The organism is Sphingosinicella xenopeptidilytica, assembly GCF_042676985.1.
GTDB classification, from domain to species: Bacteria; Pseudomonadota; Alphaproteobacteria; order Sphingomonadales; family Sphingomonadaceae; genus Sphingosinicella; species Sphingosinicella xenopeptidilytica.
This window is the reverse complement of record NZ_JBHTIK010000008.1, coordinates 107,430-123,309: the sequence shown is the minus strand read 5'-3', so window position 1 is coordinate 123,309 and position 15,880 is coordinate 107,430. Positions and strand designations below refer to the sequence as shown.

The window sequence follows — 15,880 nt, the reverse complement described above, 5'->3', positions numbered from 1 at the left end:
ATGCTTGTCTGAGGTTTGGACCGTCGACAGCTCGCCCCGGTTCGATGCGCTCGAAGCGGATGCACAGGCTGATGTTGCCATTGTGGGCGCCGGATACCTGGGGCTTGTCGCCGCACTCGAACTTCGTGCGCGCGGCGCTTCCGTAATCGTTATCGACACGAATGCGCCCGGCGCCGGCGCCTCCGGCCGCAACGCCGGGCATTTCGCGCCGATGATGCTCGGCGGCAAGAAAACGCCGGAGAGCACGCTGAAAGTTCTGGGTCCGGTACGCGGAGAACGCTGGAACCGACGCGTAGCGGGTGCGGGCCGCGCCCTCACCGATCTCGTCGCCGATAACGCCATCGCCTGCGATCTGAGACCGGGCTATCTCTGTGTGGCGCGCACGAACACAAGCCTGGACCGTGCGGAACGAAACTTCGCCGCATGGACGCCGTTCGGCGGAATATTCGCGCGTCTGGATGCCGCCGAGGTCCAACGCCGCACGGGCACGCACCGCTACGCGGGCGGCATCTTTCTGCCCGAGGGCGGCACCCTGCATCCTCTGAAACTCGCACTCGGCCTTGCAATGGCGGTGCAGGCGCGCGGTGGGCATATCTACGGGCGCACCCATGCGACCGCCATTGAAAGACAGGACCACGTATGGCGCGTAAAAACATCGCGTGGACATGTTGATGCGCCCCATGTTCTGGTGGCGACCGGGGTTTCCGCCGCGCCGCTTTTTCCGGAAACGGCAGCCGGTGTCTATCCGATCGGGTGCAACATCGCGGCCACCGCGCCGCTTCCCGCGCCGCTGATCCCCGAAGCGCAGGCGTTTGTCGATCTCGATGCTGCGGCGATTTTCTCGCCTGCGCTCGACACCGAACAACGCCTTGTCGTCAGTGCGCTTTCGGAAACCCGCAACCCCGCCCTGCCCTCCGCCGCCAAGCCTGCCGAAAGGCAGCTCGCACGCGCCTACCCGAATTTCACGCCCCGCTTCCACAGCCTTTCATCGGGAACGATCGGCATGACCCCGGATGGCCTGCCACGCATCTTCCGCCTCGGTGAAAACCTGCACGCCGTCGCCGGATGCAACGGCTTCGGCCTCACACTCGGGATCAGCGCCGCGCGTGAAGCCGCCGCCCTCATCGGCGGCGCGACCGAAGACGACCTCGCGCTGCCGATCCTGACGCCGTCGCCGCTCGCCGGCGCGCGCCTCATCCCATGGGCCATGCGAACGATTGCGGTGCCTCTCATGAACAGGCTTGGCTAACCGTCTTCCGAGTGACTCAAAGTCGCCCGCTCATTCCGGGAATTCGACAGGACGGATTTGGCCTGCCTTGCGAAGGGAAGCAGCAGGAGCGCCGCCACTGTGATCAGCGCCACGAGCATCCAGGCATCATTGATCGCATCAGCAAGCGCGGCACGCTCCACCATCGGACGAAGCGCGGCCACGGTTTCGGGGCTGACCGGACGGCCGACCTGCATGAGGAACAGGTTCACGGGAATGCCAAGCATACGGGCGGTATCGACATTGCCCGCCTGCAACGCGGAGACGATCGAGGCGGCATGAACGGGTGAGCGGCTGAAGATCACGGTATCGATGAGAGCAAGCCCGACAGCGCCCCCAATATTGCGCATAAGATTGAACAGGCCGCTCCCGTCGGCCACCAGATCGGGCGAAAGGCGCCCCAGCGCCATGCGGGTCGGCGGCAGGATGCAGAACATGATCGCGACGCCGCGGATGGCTTGCGGAACGAGCATCTCCGCAAAATCCGTTTCCGTCGTCTGGCGCGCGCTGAGGCCGATGCCGAGCGCGAAGAGCGCGAAGCCGAAGGCGCTGAGCAGGCGCGCATCGAGCCGCCGTTCAAGCGCCACGGCCAAAGGGGCGGCCGCAAGCTGGGCAACGCCGGTGACGAGCGTGATCTTCCCGATTTCCAGCGCCCCATGCCCCCGCACGAGGCCAAGGAAGAACGGCATCAGGTAGACGGACCCGAAGAGGCCTATGCCAAGCACGAAGCTGAGACAACAGCCGATGGCAAAGTTCCGGTCCCTGACAATCCGCAATGCCACCACGGGCTCCGGCGACTTCAGGGTTTTTCTGACGAACACGGCTGATCCGAGCGCCGCGATCAGCAGAAGCGAGGCGACCGGCACCGATGTCCACCCCCGCGTGGGGGCTTCCTTCAGCCCGATTTCGAGCGCGGCGAGCGCGGCGGCCATGGTCACGAGCGCGGCGATATCGAGCCGCCGCAGATGCCGGAGCGCCATTCGATCCCGGGGCAGCAGATAGACCGCCCCGACAGTTGCAAGGAGGCCGGGCACGATGTTGATCAAAAACAGCCAATGCCATGAATAGGTCTCCGTGAGCCATCCACCGACGATCGGACCAACGGTGGGTGCGAACACCGCCACCACGCCCGCGATCGTGGTTGCTGTCGCCTGGCCGCGCGCGGGAAAGAGCAGGAAGACCGCGGAAAACACCGCGGGGATCAGCGTGCCGCCTGCAAAACCCTGTAGCACCCGAAACCCGATGAGCATGGGAAAGCTCTGGCTGGCTGCGCACCCCGCCGACGCCACCGTAAACACCGCCACGGCGAGCACGAACAGCCAGCGCATCGAAAAGGCGCGCGTAAGGAGGCCCGTCATCGGAATTGCGATGATTTCAGCGACCAGATAGGCTGTCTGCACCCAGCTCATCTCGTCGATCCCGATATGGAGTGCGGCCTGAATGGTGGGGAGCGATGTGGCAACAATCTGAATGTCGAGGATCGCCATGAACATGCCGAGGCACATCATCGCGAACCCCGCCCAGATCCGGAACCCGGCAAACGTGTCGTCCGTAGACTCGGTCATCTGTACCGTCCGGAAAAGATGCAGGTTCCTGAGCAAGCGCCGGAACAAACATCAGGTCAACCGGTTCCTGTTTGTATGCCCGTCCTGGCCACATCGCCGGGTGCCGGGGCGCCCGTGAACGCGCCCGCGGCTATTCTGTCGCTATCGGTTGCGCTTCCGCCTCACACGCTTTCGCAGCGTGAAGCCGTCGCGGTCGCGCGCGAACTGCTGAGCGCAGGGTTTCCATCGTTCGATCGTCTTGCGCAGGTGTTCGTAACGGCGGGCATCCGCCGCAGATATCTTGCCAAGCCCGTGGACTGGTATCGCACGCCCCATGATTGGCCGGCCCGCAATCAGGCCTTTCTCGAGGTCGCCGTGGATCTCTTCGAAGAAGCGGCGACGCGCGCGCTCGATGAAGCCAGCCTCGATGCCGCCGCAGTGGATACGATCGTCACCGTCTCCTCGACCGGTATCGCGACGCCCACGCTCGAAGCGCACGCGATGCGGCGGATGGGCTTTCGGGAAAATGTCGTGCGCGTTCCCATATTTGGCCTCGGCTGTGCGGGCGGGGTCTCCGGCCTCGCCCTCGCTGCCAAGCTTGCCCGTGCGTCTCCGGGCAGCACGGTTCTGCTGGTGGTTGTGGAGCTGTGCAGCCTTGCGTTCCGCACGACGGAGCTTTCAAAGGCAGACATCGTTTCCACCGCGCTGTTTGGCGATGGCGCGGCCGCAAGCGTGCTGCGATCCGGCTCGGAGGGTTTTGCATATGTTGCAGGCTCGGCGGAACGCACGTGGTCGGACACGCTCGATATCATGGGGTGGCGCATCGATCCCGATGGCCTCGGCGTCATCTTCAATCGTGCCATTCCCGATTTCGTGCACAGGCATCTGCGCGGGGCGATGGACGCCATGCTGGCGGAGCAGAATCTCACCCCGCGCGACATCGACCGCTTCATCTGCCACCCCGGCGGAACCAAGGTGATCGAAGCAATCGAGCAGGCGTTCTCGCTCGCGGCAGGGACCTTGCATGAAGAGCGAGAGGTGCTGGCGGACTACGGGAATATGTCCGCGCCCACCGCTCTGTTCGTGCTGGATCGTGTGCGCCGCACCGGTCTTCCGCCGCTTTCCGTGATAACCGCGCTTGGCCCCGGTTTCACGGCGAGCACGGTGACGCTGAGGAGCGCTTCGTGATGCTTTCGGTGGCAGTGCTGACGCTGGTGACGCTGCAGCGGCTTATGGAACTCGTGCTGGCGCGCCGAAACACGCGCATCCTGATCGCGCATGGCGGTATCGAGATCGGCGCAGGCCACTATCCCTTGATCGTGGCCCTGCACACGGCATGGCTTGCCGGGCTGTGGGCGCTTGCCTGGAACAGGCCCATCGACTTAGCCCTGCTCGGCGTTTTTGCAGGTCTGCAGGCGCTTCGATTGTGGGTACTGGCGAGCCTCGGCGAACGGTGGACCACGCGGATCATTATCGTCCCCGGCCTGCCGCTCGTTCGCAAAGGCCCTTATCGTTTCCTGCGGCATCCCAACTATCTCATTGTGGCTGCCGAAATCCTGATCCTGCCGCTGGCGTTTGGACTCACCGCATACGCGGTCCTGTTCTCGGCGTTGAACGCCGTCGTGCTGGCGGTCCGAATCCGCACCGAGAACCGGGCCCTGCAGGATGAACGCGAACGACCGTGACCGTGCAGGCCGTCATTCCACGACGACCGTGCCCTTCATGCCCAGCGAAGAATGCATGAAATGCGAACAATGGACCTCATAGGTGCCCGCCGCCGGCGCGATGAGATGGATTTCAGCGGATTGACCACCATCGAGCGAAACGGCACCTTTCTCGATGCGCGGCCGATCGGCATCAGAAACGGTCGCGGCCGCGAAAAAGCGCTTGGCCACGAAATTGTGGCCTCCGCCGGCCTTGTTCACGAAGGCGAGCACGTAAGGTTCGCCGTGCCGCAGGGAAATCGCTGCCGGATCGAAGCGATAGCTTTCGAGGCTGATTTGTAAGTGGGGCGCGTGTTCCCAATCAACCGGCTGGACTGTGGTGGGCGCGGCGGCGCTCAATACGCTAAGCACCGGAAGTATGAATGACGACATCATGCCATCCTCCAGACCTGCAGCAAATTCCGAGTCTGCAGGCGGACATCAGATTCCCGTTTGGGCTTCGTGGCAAGTCAAAACCGGCCAGTCGTTGAACACCTCTGATTGACGCAGCCGCCCATCAAACCAGCCCGCGCTTCGAAGCCTCGATCGCGGCCTCGGCGCGCGAGGCGATGTTGAGCTTCCGGTAGATGTTCTTGACGTGGGTGCCGACCGTATGGGCGCCGATCTCCAGCGCGTGAGCGGCTTCCGCGATGGTGAGGCCCCGGCCGATGGCGCGCAGCACATCGGTTTCGCGATGGGTGAGCGCGATATCGATTTCGGGCTGGACCGCGGGGGGATTGCGCAGGCGTGCGAGCAGCAGCCGGGCGATCTGCGGGGAGACGGCAACCTCGCCCCGTTCCAGGCCGCGCAGCCGCTCCTCGATCGCGCCGATATCTTCGCCCTTCAGCAGATAGCCCTGCGCGCCGGCACCCAGCGCGCGCATCACCGTGCCGTCATCCTCGAAGATCGTGGTGACGATACAGCTTGCCTGGCTGTCGGCGGAGAGCTCCCCGATCAACTCGATCCCGGAGCCGTCGGGTAGACCAAGATCGATGAGCGCGATCAGCGGCTGGTCGACCCGCCGATGGTCCCGCAGCCAGGCGCGCGCGGTCGCAAGCGTGCCGGCCTGCGCCGGTTGCAACACGCCGAAAACGACAGCCGCGCGCTCCGCCAGCGCCTGGCGCAGCGCCGCGATATCCTCGACGATCAGCAGTTGCCGCGTGTCGGCCATGTCATCCTCATGCATCGCGGTCTAGACGGCCATCGACCGGTCAGACATCCCCTGTTCGCGGGACGGAAGCGGCAGGCCGATTTCGATCACCGAGCCTCCAGGGCCGGATTGGACCGCCATCGACCCGCCAAGTTCCTCGAGCCGCTTGCGCGTGTTGCGCAGGCCATTACCCAGGATCGTGTCGCTGTCGACATCGAAGCCGCGGCCATCGTCCCGAACGGCAAGCAAAAGACTGTTCCCAGTCAACGCACATCGGATCGACACGGTGCCCGCGCCGGCATGGCGGATGACGTTGCTCACCAGTTCGCGCGTCACCGAAAGGAGCACGCGGGCCTGCAGCGCGTCGACCAGCCGCTCATCGTCGAAAATCGCCGTGATCGGCCAGTGCGCGTGGATGCGGGCCAGAACGAGCCGGTTCACCGTCTCGTGCCGCAGGTCGGCGACGATGTCCGAGAGCCTGCGCGGCTGGTCGGACATGCCGTCGATGATGAGGCGCATATCGGCCATCGCCTCGCGCACATCGGCATGAACGGTTTCCAGATCGCCGCGATGGAGCGTCGTCATGAGCCGCGCCCCGACATCGTCATGCAGGTCGCGGGCAATGCGCTGGCGTTCGGCGCGCGCGCCGCGATCGTAGGCTGCGCGGGCATCGACCATTTCCGCGACCAGCGCGACGAGCGCAGTCGCCACCGATCTGTCCTCGCTGTTGAACAGGCGCCGACCCTGGTTCGCATAGCTCAGCACAAGGCCGGTTCCGCCCAGCGGCGAGGGAATCGCCAGAATCCGTCCATCGGCGCGGATGGCGGCCGTGTCGCAGGTGACAGGCGCGATGGTCAGCGGAGAGAACTGACGGTCGAGAAGCTGCGACCACAAGACGGTCTGCTGCTCCGGTCGCGGCGCGAAGGCGACCTCGCTCGCACCGCGCAGCAGCAGGAGATCCCGCTTGTCGCGCCGCCGCTCCGCCCGTCGCAGCACGAGTTCACGCAGCGGCAGCCAGAGAATGGCTGCGGTCAGAAAGGCGAGCGAGACGGTCCAGGTGCCGCCCGTGATCAACACAAGCGCGAGATCGACCGCCAGCACGGCGATCAGCACGAGCGCCGACAGACCGACATTCACGGCCCAGCTGCCGAGATCGAACAGCCGGTAGCGCGCGATGGCAACGGCGAGCGCAAGGTAGAACAGCAGGAACGCCGCCGCAGAGACGGACTCCGGCACGATGTCGGGCGAGCCCATGAGTTGCGGGATCAGGCTGACGATCGAAAACAGGCCCATGCTCAGCAACAGCGAGATCCAGATGAGCAGGAAGGACGCGCGCAGTGCGGGATCGTAGCGAGAGAGCCATCCCTGCACGCCTGCCAGAACCACCGCGAGCAGCGCCAGAAGAAGCACGACGAAAATCTGGATGCCCAGCATGTCCACATCGAGCTTCAGCAGGCCCATCACCCAGATCGCCCCCTGGGCAGCGGCAAAACCGGCGAGCAAGGCCTTGCCAATCAGCGGCCGTGGATAGCGGGCGAACAGCGCCACGATCGCGAAGCCGAAGATATAGGCCGAGAGATAGTTGATGTGCGTGATCCAGAAGAGCGTGCGGCTGCCGGTCGCGAGGCTCACCTGTTCGAGCGCGCCGATCGTGATCGCGCCAAGGGCAAGCCCGAGGCCGCTGAGCATGAACATGCGCGCGGCCCATTCGCGCGGACGCAGCACCAGAGCCCACAGCCCTGCCAGGGATGAACACAAGGCGATGCCGAACGAGAGCCAGAAACCTGACGACAGGGTCTCGATGCGGCCGGGCCGGACGGCTGCCGGCAACTGCCGACCGTCGGGCAATCGCAGCATGAGCCCGGGCTCGCGCAGCAAGGCCGCGATCCTGTCGCGCTCCGCATAAATGGCCGTGATCTCCGAGCTCGAACCGCGCGGCTCCAGTTCGGGAACGAGATCCTCCATGACCCGCGCGAGCCGGACCCGACCGTCGCTGCCGACGAAAGCCACCGGCGCATCGGCCGCATAGCGCCGGTCGTCACCTGTCACCCGGATCATGCCGTCCTCGATCGCCTCAACGCCGAAACTGGCGCGGGGCAATTGCGCGATCAGCAAAGCCGCAGCCGCATGTCCCAGCAGCACCGCGACGGCGAGCATCGAAAAGGCTGTTGCAGGGCGGCGAAGGAGCGCGGTCAGCATGGACGGGACGGGATCATCGCCGCCTTCGATAGCCGCGTCGGCGGTCTCCCGCCAGCCCGCCGGCGCCGCCTCCCGTGAACGCGGGATGCCGGGCGACTGCACCGTCCCCTAAAGCCGCCTTGGCAAGACAGTTCAGGGAGCAAGCGTCAATGCGGTTGGAACAAGTGGTCGGCGTCGTCGTGTTCACGGGGGTTATCGCGGCATCGGGGCCAGGCATCGCGCAGACGGCGGGTGTAACGGGACACACCGACATTCCCGGCCAGCCGACACCCAGCATCGGCGTCGCCTTCTCCGATCTCTCGGGCGATGGCTCGACCATCGCCGGCACCGTCCGCGTCGATGCGACCACCTACGGCGCCTATCGCATCACCCCGACCGGTTATCAGGCACTGCCGGGCCTCGCTGGCCACACCTATGTACTCGCGCGCGGCATCTCCGACGATGGCTCGGCGATCGTCGGCCTCTCCGCATCGACCTATACTTCGCGCTCCAGCGCCGTGATCTGGGAAGGCACCGATCTTACCGAACTGACGCACCTCAACCCGACCGCCGGCGTCTTCCAGTCCAGCGCCGCCAATGGCATTTCCGGCAACGGCAGGGTGGTGGTCGGCAATAGCACGACCAGCACAAGCGCCACCCATGCCGTACGCTGGATCGATAAAGGCAGTCCGGTCGACCTCAATGGCGGCGGTTTCGTCTCCTCGATCGCACAGCGCGCCAGCCGCGACGGCGCTGTCGTCGTCGGCTATGGCGGGCTCACCACCCGCGTCGAGGAAGCGTTCGTTTGGACCCTGGAGGACGGTATGCGCGGGCTCGGCGTCGTTTCGGCGCACAGCGCTGATAGCGGCGCGCGCAGCCGTGCCACCGATGTTTCCGCCGATGGTGCGACCGTGGTCGGTTTCTCCCAGGGAAGCGATGACAAAGGTCTCGCCTTTCGCTGGACCGACGACGACGGCATGGTTTCGCTCGGGCTCTTGCCGGGCGGTGACGACAGTCGCGCCTTCGCGGTGAACGCCGATGGCAGCGCCATTGTCGGCTCGGCGCGCCAGCCATCACTGATCGTGCCGTCGATCCAGGACACGCTCGCCGTCCGCTGGACCTCTTCGACCGGCCTGCAGACGATCACCGAGTGGCTCACGACCAATGGTGTCGATATCGGCTCGAACAGCTTTACCGACGCGACGGGTATCAGTGACGACGGCACGGTCGTGACCGGAAAAGGCCAGATCAACGGCACCACACAGCAATATATCGCGCGCGTCGCCGCCAGCCCCACACCGACGCCCACTCCAACTCCAACTCCAACTCCAACTCCCACTCCCACTCCCACTCCCACTCCAACGCCAACACCCACTCCGACTCCGACGCCAACTCCAACACCAACTCCGACTCCGACGCCCACACCAACCCCCGGCAGCGGCGTCATCGGACTCGTCGACTATCTCGCATCGGTCTCCGAAAGCGGTGTCACCCTGCACTCGATCGTCAGCGCCGCAAGCCTCACGCTCTTCGGCGCGCACCACCGGCCGCTCATGGATTTCCCGCAATCGGGCAAGACATGCGGCTGGGTCACTGCGGACTATGCGGGCGGCGGGCGGCGCGACCGCAGCGCGTTTCTCGGTGAGGTTGGCCTATGCCATGATTTGAGCCCACAGGTGCGCGTGGGCTTCGGCGGCGGCTATGACTACGGCCGACAGGATCTGAGCCTGGGCGGCAGAACCAAGAGCGATGGCTATCATTTCATCGGCGAGATCGACGTCCAGCCTGCGGGCACGCCGCTGCTGTTCTCCCTCACCGGCTATCATGCAGGCTGGTCGGTCACCATAGACCGCGCCTATCGCAATGGCAGCGGCATCGACGTGTCGAGCGGCAAGACCGACGCGCGCGCCTGGGCCATACGCGGGCGGATCGACTGGCGCGACATGCTGCGGTTCGGCGGGGGCGGATTGTCGCCTTACCTTGCCTTCAGCCATGCCACGGTGGCGCTGGACGGCTATTCCGAAACCGGGGGCGCCTTCCCGTTCACGGTAACGCAGGCCAAGGCCCGGATGAACGAGTTCCGCCTCGGCAGCACGGCGCGCATCCCCATCTCGGAAAAGGCGACGCTCCGTCTATCGGGCGAAGCGGTTCACCGGCTGGATGAGGATGCGGCAACGCTCTCGGGGTTCATCCAGGACGATCTCGGCAGCTTCACCGTCACGGCGCCGGCGGCGGACCGCAATTGGGGCCGCCTCGGCGCGGACCTCGATCTTAAGCTCGGCACCGCGACGCTTCTTTCCTTCTCCGGCCATGCCATGCTCGGCCAGGGAGAGGATGCGCGCCTTAGCGGGAGTCTCAGCCTCCGTCACGCCTTCTGATCGCGACCCTCGGAAGGATACACACTGCGTCGGGTCCCGTCAGGACCCGATGCTATTTCTCGACAAACAGTCGCAGTTCCACGGTCCCCGTCAGCACGCCATCGACGGAATAGTGCGTCAGCCGATCCACCTCGACGAAGCTGCCCGCGATATCCGCGAATTCGCCGCTTCCACCGACGATCCGGCCCCGGCCGCTGGGCAGCGGGCCGACTGTGGTGGTGACGGTCCAGTCTCCGGACCAGGGTTTTCCGGTTGCCATGGTTGGCCCGACGATATCCGTGACGAGCCGGCCGGAGCGTTCGATCTGGTGCAGGTAGATCATGCCGCGGCCCGGAATGGCGAGGGTCCAGGCTGTCGGCCAGCGGGTGTCGACCGCGGAAGGATCGGCAGGAAATATCTCCAGCTCCGAGGCAAAGCCCACAACCTTGCCCCCGGCATCGGCGAGCTTGCAGATCAGCGCGAGCGTATTGTCGAGCGATGGCTCGGCGAGGGCCGCGACACCCTCCGGCCCGCGCCGCATTTTCACGGCGCCGCCCGTCGTCAGCGCGACGCCGTGATCCGGCAGTTGCACGAAGAACGAGAGGACCGTCTCGCCGGGCAGCGGCGCGGCCGGGTCGGCGTGTGCGGTTTGCGATGCTCCCAGAAGCAGCGCGGCGGCGAGAAGCGAGCACCTCAGACGCTTGGCCATCATTTTCCCTCCGCATGATCGCGCGAAACCAGCAGGTCCATCACGCCCTCGAAAATCGCGTCGGGCTGAAAGCCGCGCAGCTCGGCGACTTCCACAAAACGCCCGTTCCGCCCGGCAAAGACGCCCGTCCCCGCGATGACCTCGCCGTAACCCTGCGGGGACGGCCCCAACGTATTGAGGTGAAGCCAGCGGCCATGCCATGGATCCCCCTTCAAGAGGCTCGGCAGCAGAAAGCGGGTCACGAGCGTCCAGTTGTCTTCGGTCTGGTAGAGAAACAGCACGCCCCGGCCCGGCAGCACCACGGTCCACGTCGTGTGCGTCATCAGACGGCCCCGCAGGAAGCTGCTGTCCTCGTGCGCCGCTTCGAGTTCGGTCGCGAAGCCGACGATCCGGTTGTCGGCGTCCCGAATGTGGGTGATGAGCGCGAGCCCCATGCTGACGTTGGGCTCAACGAGCGGCTGCGTTCCCACCGGCCGATTGGGAAAGATCGCCGGGGTCGGCGACGTCGAGACCGACACCAGATCACCCGAAAGCCGCAGGCGGTAGGTCTCGTGATCGGGCACGGCGGCCAGAAACGCCGGCAGCACATGTTCGGTCCGGTCCACGTGGCGAAACGGAAAGGCATAGAGCGCCGCAAGCACCAGCACCGCGCCGGCCAGCGCGCCCGCCAGTGCCGTCACCCCTTTGAGCAGCACGCCCATCAGCGCTCTCCCGTGCCTGTCAGCGTCAGCGCATAGCCGGCGCCGCGTGCGGTTTCTTCAAGGCGTCCGCGAAAAACTGCGAACGTGCCCGTTCCTCCCAGCACGCTGCCGCAGGCCACCGCCGCGTCCGCGGGGCAGTTCGTGGCGAGCGTTCCGCGTCGGGTGATGACGAGCGTCCACAGCCGGTCCGGCCGATCGGGGTTGTCCGTCGTCAGCGTATAGCGGCTGGCGACCCCGATCACCGTGCCGCTTGTGTTCCTGAGCTTCGCCGTCAGCACCGAACTGCCCGCCGCCGGCCCGCCGACCGGCTCGATCCCCATCGGAAAGGGTTGCACGCCAAGGCTTCCGTCGCTGGTATGCGCGATGATGTCGGCCGGCCGGATCTCGAACCGTTCGACGAAATGCCCATCGGCTGCGCGCGTCCGGATCGCCGCCGCACCCGGCGGGTCGACCGGCGGAATGGCGAGCACGACCACCATCGCCAATGCGCCCACCGCAGCCCCGCCCAAGCCATAGCGGAGACCTGTCGCTGCACGGCCCATGCGCGCGCCCTAGAAACGCACGCGGGCGGTGAGCGACCACTCGCGCGGGCGCCCATACTGCGCGCTTGCAAAACCGAGGCTGTCGAGCGTGCTGACTGCGGTCGACTTGTAGCGCTTGTCGGTGACGTTGGTCATCGCAAGCGTCAGCGCATAGCGCCCGTCCCCGGGTTCGAGCGTCGCCTGCAGGTTGAGCAGGCCATAGCCGTTCTGCGTCACGGCCGGCAGGTTGTTGACCTCGTAATAGATACGGCTGCGATAGTTGTAGTCGCCGCGCAGCGTCAGCGTTCCCCAGTCTCCCAGCGGCACACCATACTCGGCGGAAACCGACGAGGAGAACTTCGGCGTGGAGGCGAAATGCGACGCCGTGGTGATCGCGGCGCCCGCCGCGACATCCGTGAACTCCGCATCGATGAGGCCGGCCGAGGCCGACAGCAGCAGCCGCGGTGCGGGCGCCGCCGTCACTTCCAGCTCGGCGCCCATCACGCGCGCCTTCGCCGCGTTCTGCACGACGACCACCTGCACGCCGTCTTCGTCGGCGGTGCTCAGCATGAACTGGATATCGCGATAATCGTTGTAGAAACCCGCGAGATTGACGCGCAGCCGGTTGTCGAGCCAGTCGGACTTGAGGCCGAGTTCATAGCTCCAGAGTTTCTCCGGCGCGTAGGGCTGCACCTCGTTGGCGGTGGAGGAGCGTCCGTTGAACCCGCCGCTCTTGAAGCCGCTCGCCGCCGAGGCATAGACCATCACTTCCGGCGTCAGCCGGTAGTCGAGGCCGAAGCGCGGCGATACCGAGTTCCAGTCCTGCGAACGCCGCGTCGGATCGATCAGATAGACATCGGAAAACGGCAGATAGAGCGAGGTGTCGTAGCGCTTCTTCTCGTGCGTGTAGCGCAGGCCGAGCGTGGCATTGAGGCCGTCGGCAAGCGCGTAGCTGGCCTGTCCATAGAGCGATGTGCTGCGCGTGATCTGCTTCGCCTCGATCCGGCGCGAAATATCGAGGCCGATGACGGGCAAAAGTTCCGGATAGATCAGAACGTCGATCGCCCCTCGTGCGTTCTCGTGCAGATAATAGGCGCCCACCACCCATTTCAACCGGTCGTCGAAGGACGTGCCCGACAGTTGCAGTTCCTGCGTGAACTGCCGCTGGCGGTTATCGTCCCGCTCATCGACGATCGTCAGCGGCGATCCATCCGGGTCCGTCTCGAACACGGATTTCAGATGGCGATAGGCGGTGATCGATTTCAGCGTCGTGTTGCCGAAACTCCATTCGAGCGTGCCGTTGACACCCCAGACATCAAGGTCGTTCCGGTTGCCGCCCGTGGCGTAGCTCTCATAGGGATTTTCGGTGATGTAGCTTGCATCATAGGGCGCGACGAACATGTTGTAGAGCCCGACAAGCGGCGCCTCCGAAATCTCTTCCAGATGCACCTGCGAGAAGGTCTCGCGCACACGCGTCTTGTCGAAGGACAGCATCACCTCGACATCCTCGTCGGCCTTCCACCGCAGCGAGGCCTGAACCGCGGCGCTGTTCTCGCTTCCCTGCTCCTCGCCGGTCAGCAGACGCGTTCCGAAACCCTCGGCATCACGCGTGCTCAGCGCCACCTTCGCGGCGAGCTTGTCGGCGATCAGCGGCACTTCGGCCTTGGCCTTCACGTCAAGGCGGCTGAAGCGGCCGACACGCCCTTCCACCATGCCCGAAGCCTCGGTGAGGCTGGGTTTCGTGGAAACGATGTTGATGGCGCCGCCGATCGTGTTCTTGCCGTAAAGCGTGCCCTGCGGGCCGCGGAGCACCTCGATGCGCTCGATATCCACCAGATCGAAAATGCTGCCCATGGAACGGGCGAGATAGACGCCGTCGACATAGACGCCGATGCCGGGATCGGTGGTCAGCAGATAGTCGGACTGGCCGACGCCGCGAATGAAGGCCTGGCCGGAATTCCGGCCGCCGACGCCGCTTGCATGGAATTGCACGTTGGGCGCGTGCTGGCCGACGTCGGCAAGGCTGACGATCTGGCGCCGCGCGATATCCTCGCCGGAGAGGGCAACGATCGAAACCGGCGTGTCCTGCAGCTTTTCCTCACGCTTGCGGGCCGTGACCGTGATTTCCTCGATGCCGAAATGTTCATCGTTCGCCGCATCCGGCGCCGCCTGCACGGGGTCCGCCAACAGTGCCGAAAATCCCGCGGCAAGTGCCAGCAGCGAAACGCCCCGGCAGTGCCGAAGCATGGCAATACGCTGTGTCTGATCCTTCATGGTATCTCTCCCCCGATCTTGGATCTTGTTGTTGGGGATTGAGTAGGACCGCGCCGGACCCCGCCACAAGCAGCCAGACAGGATCAATTTCATGGCAAGAATTGATCAGTTTGAGACGCCCGGGAATCGCTGCTATTCTGCCGCCGTGCGCGCGGCGGCCCTGGGGAGGATGGCGTGGTGACAGCATTGCAAACGGCCGAATACCGGCAGATCCTGAGCATCGGCGCCGACGTTCTCAAGTGTCACGGCACAGACGAGCTTATCGAGGCGATGATGCCGCGGCTCAGCAGCCTGCTCGCCTGCAAATCGATGTTCATCGCGGTCACCCACTCCCGCCAATGGGCTTGGCAGAACCTGCACAGCGTCGGCCTCGATCAGGAATTTCCGCTTCTGATGGAGCGGATGTACCAGCAGGATCCCGGGCGCACGGCGCTGATGCGCAGCCAGAGTCGCCGCCGCACCGGCATTCTCAATTCCGATATGATCTGGCCGAGCGCACGCGAACCGCGAGACGCTTACTACACCGCGCTCTACAAGCCGCGGGATATTCGACATGCGCTCGCGCTCTCCATCCCCACAGACGATGACCTGTTCGCCACCATCGTCATGCACCGCTCGCATCGCGACGGTCATTTCAGCACGCGCGACGAGCAGGTCGCGCTCGCGCTGCTGCCGTTTCTGAAGGGCGGGATCGAACGCATCTGCTACCGGGAGCGGGAGGCGCAGGGCACCTGGCTTCTCGAACAGTTGCGCAGGGAGTATCGCGAACGCGATCTGCTGATCCTCAATGATCAGCTCGATCCGGTTGCCCGGTGGCCGCAGCAATCGCCGCTGCTGCAACAGCTCCTCGCCGATATCCGGCGCAGTTCCCGCCAGCCACCCCTGTTCGCGCCCGATCTTGCAGCGCTCTGCCGCCAGAGTCTCGCAGGTAGCGGCGATGACCGACAGCAACACAGGCTGGGCAGCGACGGTCATGCGCTGGACGTCGTTCTCAGCCGATATCGTCAGGGACAACGAACGCTTCTGGTCATCAGCGCGCCTTCAAATGCCGCGCAGGACTCCAACCGCGATGCGATCGCCTTTTCGCGCCTCACCCCGCGCGAGACCCTCGTCGCCCGGCAAGCCGCGCACGGCGCGCGCAATGATGACATCGCCCACGACCTCGGCATCGCATCATCCACCGTCGCCCATCATCTCTCCGCCGTACGGCGCAAGACCGGCCAGCGGACGCGCTGGCAGTTGGGTATCACACCGGCGCTGCTTGATCGCGTTTCCCTGCTGCCGCTAGGACGACGCCAGAAGCAGATCCTTCATGCGCGATTGCTGGGCAAGACCGTCAGGGCGATCGCCGACGATCTGAAGATCAGCGATACGACCGTCCGCAATCACCTGTGCATGACCTATCGCCGTCTTGGCGTTTCCGGCCTGCGCGGTGTGCTGGCGCATCTTTCTGCCGAGGCTTCCAGCCTCTGAACG

Annotated in this window: 13 protein-coding genes; 5 read left to right on the top strand and 8 right to left on the bottom strand. The window is 65.2% G+C overall.

Translation table 11 applies throughout. From position 1 onward, the window contains the following. Nucleotides 1–4 precede the first annotated feature (4 nt). Nucleotides 5–1,249 carry an NAD(P)/FAD-dependent oxidoreductase gene (locus ACFQ00_RS13190; protein WP_381491590.1) on the top strand — a complete coding sequence of 415 codons (1,245 nt, stop codon included), beginning with the start codon at nucleotides 5–7 and terminating at the stop codon, nucleotides 1,247–1,249. On the opposite strand, the gene ACFQ00_RS13185 is transcribed toward ACFQ00_RS13190, so the two are convergent. Continuing rightward, the gene (locus tag ACFQ00_RS13185) at nucleotides 1,246–2,832 is read right to left on the bottom strand and encodes a DHA2 family efflux MFS transporter permease subunit (protein WP_381491587.1); all 1,587 of its coding nucleotides are present in this window, start codon (nucleotides 2,830–2,832) and stop codon (nucleotides 1,246–1,248) included. The genes ACFQ00_RS13190 and ACFQ00_RS13185 overlap by 4 nt on opposite strands. Before the next feature lie 114 nt (nucleotides 2,833–2,946). Here ACFQ00_RS13185 and ACFQ00_RS13180 point away from each other — a divergent pair, with 114 nt between their 5' ends. Further along, complete coding sequence (locus ACFQ00_RS13180; protein ID WP_381491584.1) at nucleotides 2,947–3,999, top strand: type III polyketide synthase; 1,053 nt, start codon at nucleotides 2,947–2,949, stop codon at nucleotides 3,997–3,999. Further along, nucleotides 3,999–4,496 (top strand): isoprenylcysteine carboxyl methyltransferase family protein, encoded by a 498-nt coding sequence (locus ACFQ00_RS13175; RefSeq protein WP_381491999.1) that lies wholly within the window; start codon nucleotides 3,999–4,001, stop codon nucleotides 4,494–4,496. The genes ACFQ00_RS13180 and ACFQ00_RS13175 overlap by 1 nt, the downstream gene beginning before the upstream one ends. A gap of 12 nt (nucleotides 4,497–4,508) precedes the next feature. On the opposite strand, the gene ACFQ00_RS13170 is transcribed toward ACFQ00_RS13175, so the two are convergent. The 3 genes from ACFQ00_RS13170 to ACFQ00_RS13160 all read right to left on the bottom strand — a co-directional run bounded on the left by ACFQ00_RS13170 (nucleotide 4,509) and on the right by ACFQ00_RS13160 (nucleotide 7,965). After that, the gene (locus ACFQ00_RS13170; protein ID WP_381491581.1) at nucleotides 4,509–4,910 is read right to left on the bottom strand and encodes a plastocyanin/azurin family copper-binding protein; all 402 of its coding nucleotides are present in this window, start codon (nucleotides 4,908–4,910) and stop codon (nucleotides 4,509–4,511) included. Nucleotides 4,911–5,031: 121 nt separating this feature from the next. Beyond that, complete coding sequence (locus ACFQ00_RS13165; protein WP_381491578.1) at nucleotides 5,032–5,685, bottom strand: LuxR C-terminal-related transcriptional regulator; 654 nt, start codon at nucleotides 5,683–5,685, stop codon at nucleotides 5,032–5,034. Nucleotides 5,686–5,706: 21 nt separating this feature from the next. Continuing rightward, nucleotides 5,707–7,965 carry a sensor histidine kinase gene (locus ACFQ00_RS13160; protein ID WP_381491575.1) on the bottom strand — a complete coding sequence of 753 codons (2,259 nt, stop codon included), beginning with the start codon at nucleotides 7,963–7,965 and terminating at the stop codon, nucleotides 5,707–5,709. Nucleotides 7,966–8,012: 47 nt separating this feature from the next. Here ACFQ00_RS13160 and ACFQ00_RS13155 point away from each other — a divergent pair, with 47 nt between their 5' ends. Further along, on the top strand, nucleotides 8,013–10,220 hold the full coding sequence (locus ACFQ00_RS13155; protein ID WP_381491572.1) for an autotransporter domain-containing protein: 2,208 nt from the start codon (nucleotides 8,013–8,015) through the stop codon (nucleotides 10,218–10,220). A gap of 52 nt (nucleotides 10,221–10,272) precedes the next feature. On the opposite strand, the gene ACFQ00_RS13150 is transcribed toward ACFQ00_RS13155, so the two are convergent. The 4 genes from ACFQ00_RS13150 to ACFQ00_RS13135 are packed head-to-tail and all read right to left on the bottom strand — an operon-like array spanning nucleotide 10,273 to nucleotide 14,404. Next, entirely contained in the window at nucleotides 10,273–10,911 is a 639-nt protein-coding gene (locus ACFQ00_RS13150) for a hypothetical protein (protein ID WP_381491569.1), read from the bottom strand. Beyond that, the gene (locus tag ACFQ00_RS13145) at nucleotides 10,908–11,609 is read right to left on the bottom strand and encodes a hypothetical protein (RefSeq protein WP_381491566.1); all 702 of its coding nucleotides are present in this window, start codon (nucleotides 11,607–11,609) and stop codon (nucleotides 10,908–10,910) included. The genes ACFQ00_RS13150 and ACFQ00_RS13145 overlap by 4 nt, the downstream gene beginning before the upstream one ends. Further along, nucleotides 11,609–12,151, bottom strand: a complete 543-nt coding sequence (locus tag ACFQ00_RS13140) for a hypothetical protein (protein WP_381491563.1) — start codon at nucleotides 12,149–12,151, stop codon at nucleotides 11,609–11,611. Before ACFQ00_RS13140 ends, ACFQ00_RS13145 begins: the two co-directional genes overlap by 1 nt. Before the next feature lie 9 nt (nucleotides 12,152–12,160). Then, a complete protein-coding gene (locus ACFQ00_RS13135; RefSeq protein ID WP_381491560.1) occupies nucleotides 12,161–14,404 on the bottom strand; it encodes a TonB-dependent receptor in 2,244 nt (747 codons plus the stop codon). A 174-nt stretch (nucleotides 14,405–14,578) separates the two neighbouring features. On the opposite strand from ACFQ00_RS13135, the gene ACFQ00_RS13130 reads away from it, so the two are divergent. Continuing rightward, nucleotides 14,579–15,877, top strand: coding sequence for a LuxR C-terminal-related transcriptional regulator (locus ACFQ00_RS13130; RefSeq protein ID WP_381491558.1), 1,299 nt, complete (start codon nucleotides 14,579–14,581; stop codon nucleotides 15,875–15,877). Nucleotides 15,878–15,880: the final 3 nt, after the last annotated feature.

What these genes read in the sequence shown, in the direction of transcription:
- ACFQ00_RS13185 (WP_381491587.1), bottom strand. Translation starts at nt 2,832, where the DNA reads ATGACCGAGTCTACGGACGACACGTTTGCCGGGTTCCGGATCTGGGCG.
- ACFQ00_RS13175 (WP_381491999.1), top strand. Translation starts at nt 3,999, where the DNA reads ATGCTTTCGGTGGCAGTGCTGACGCTGGTGACGCTGCAGCGGCTTATG.
- ACFQ00_RS13170 (WP_381491581.1), bottom strand. Translation starts at nt 4,910, where the DNA reads ATGATGTCGTCATTCATACTTCCGGTGCTTAGCGTATTGAGCGCCGCC.
- ACFQ00_RS13165 (WP_381491578.1), bottom strand. Translation starts at nt 5,685, where the DNA reads ATGGCCGACACGCGGCAACTGCTGATCGTCGAGGATATCGCGGCGCTG.
- ACFQ00_RS13155 (WP_381491572.1), top strand. Translation starts at nt 8,013, where the DNA reads ATGCGGTTGGAACAAGTGGTCGGCGTCGTCGTGTTCACGGGGGTTATC.
- ACFQ00_RS13150 (WP_381491569.1), bottom strand. Translation starts at nt 10,911, where the DNA reads ATGATGGCCAAGCGTCTGAGGTGCTCGCTTCTCGCCGCCGCGCTGCTT.
- ACFQ00_RS13145 (WP_381491566.1), bottom strand. Translation starts at nt 11,609, where the DNA reads ATGGGCGTGCTGCTCAAAGGGGTGACGGCACTGGCGGGCGCGCTGGCC.
- ACFQ00_RS13140 (WP_381491563.1), bottom strand. Translation starts at nt 12,151, where the DNA reads ATGGGCCGTGCAGCGACAGGTCTCCGCTATGGCTTGGGCGGGGCTGCG.
- ACFQ00_RS13135 (WP_381491560.1), bottom strand. Translation starts at nt 14,404, where the DNA reads ATGAAGGATCAGACACAGCGTATTGCCATGCTTCGGCACTGCCGGGGC.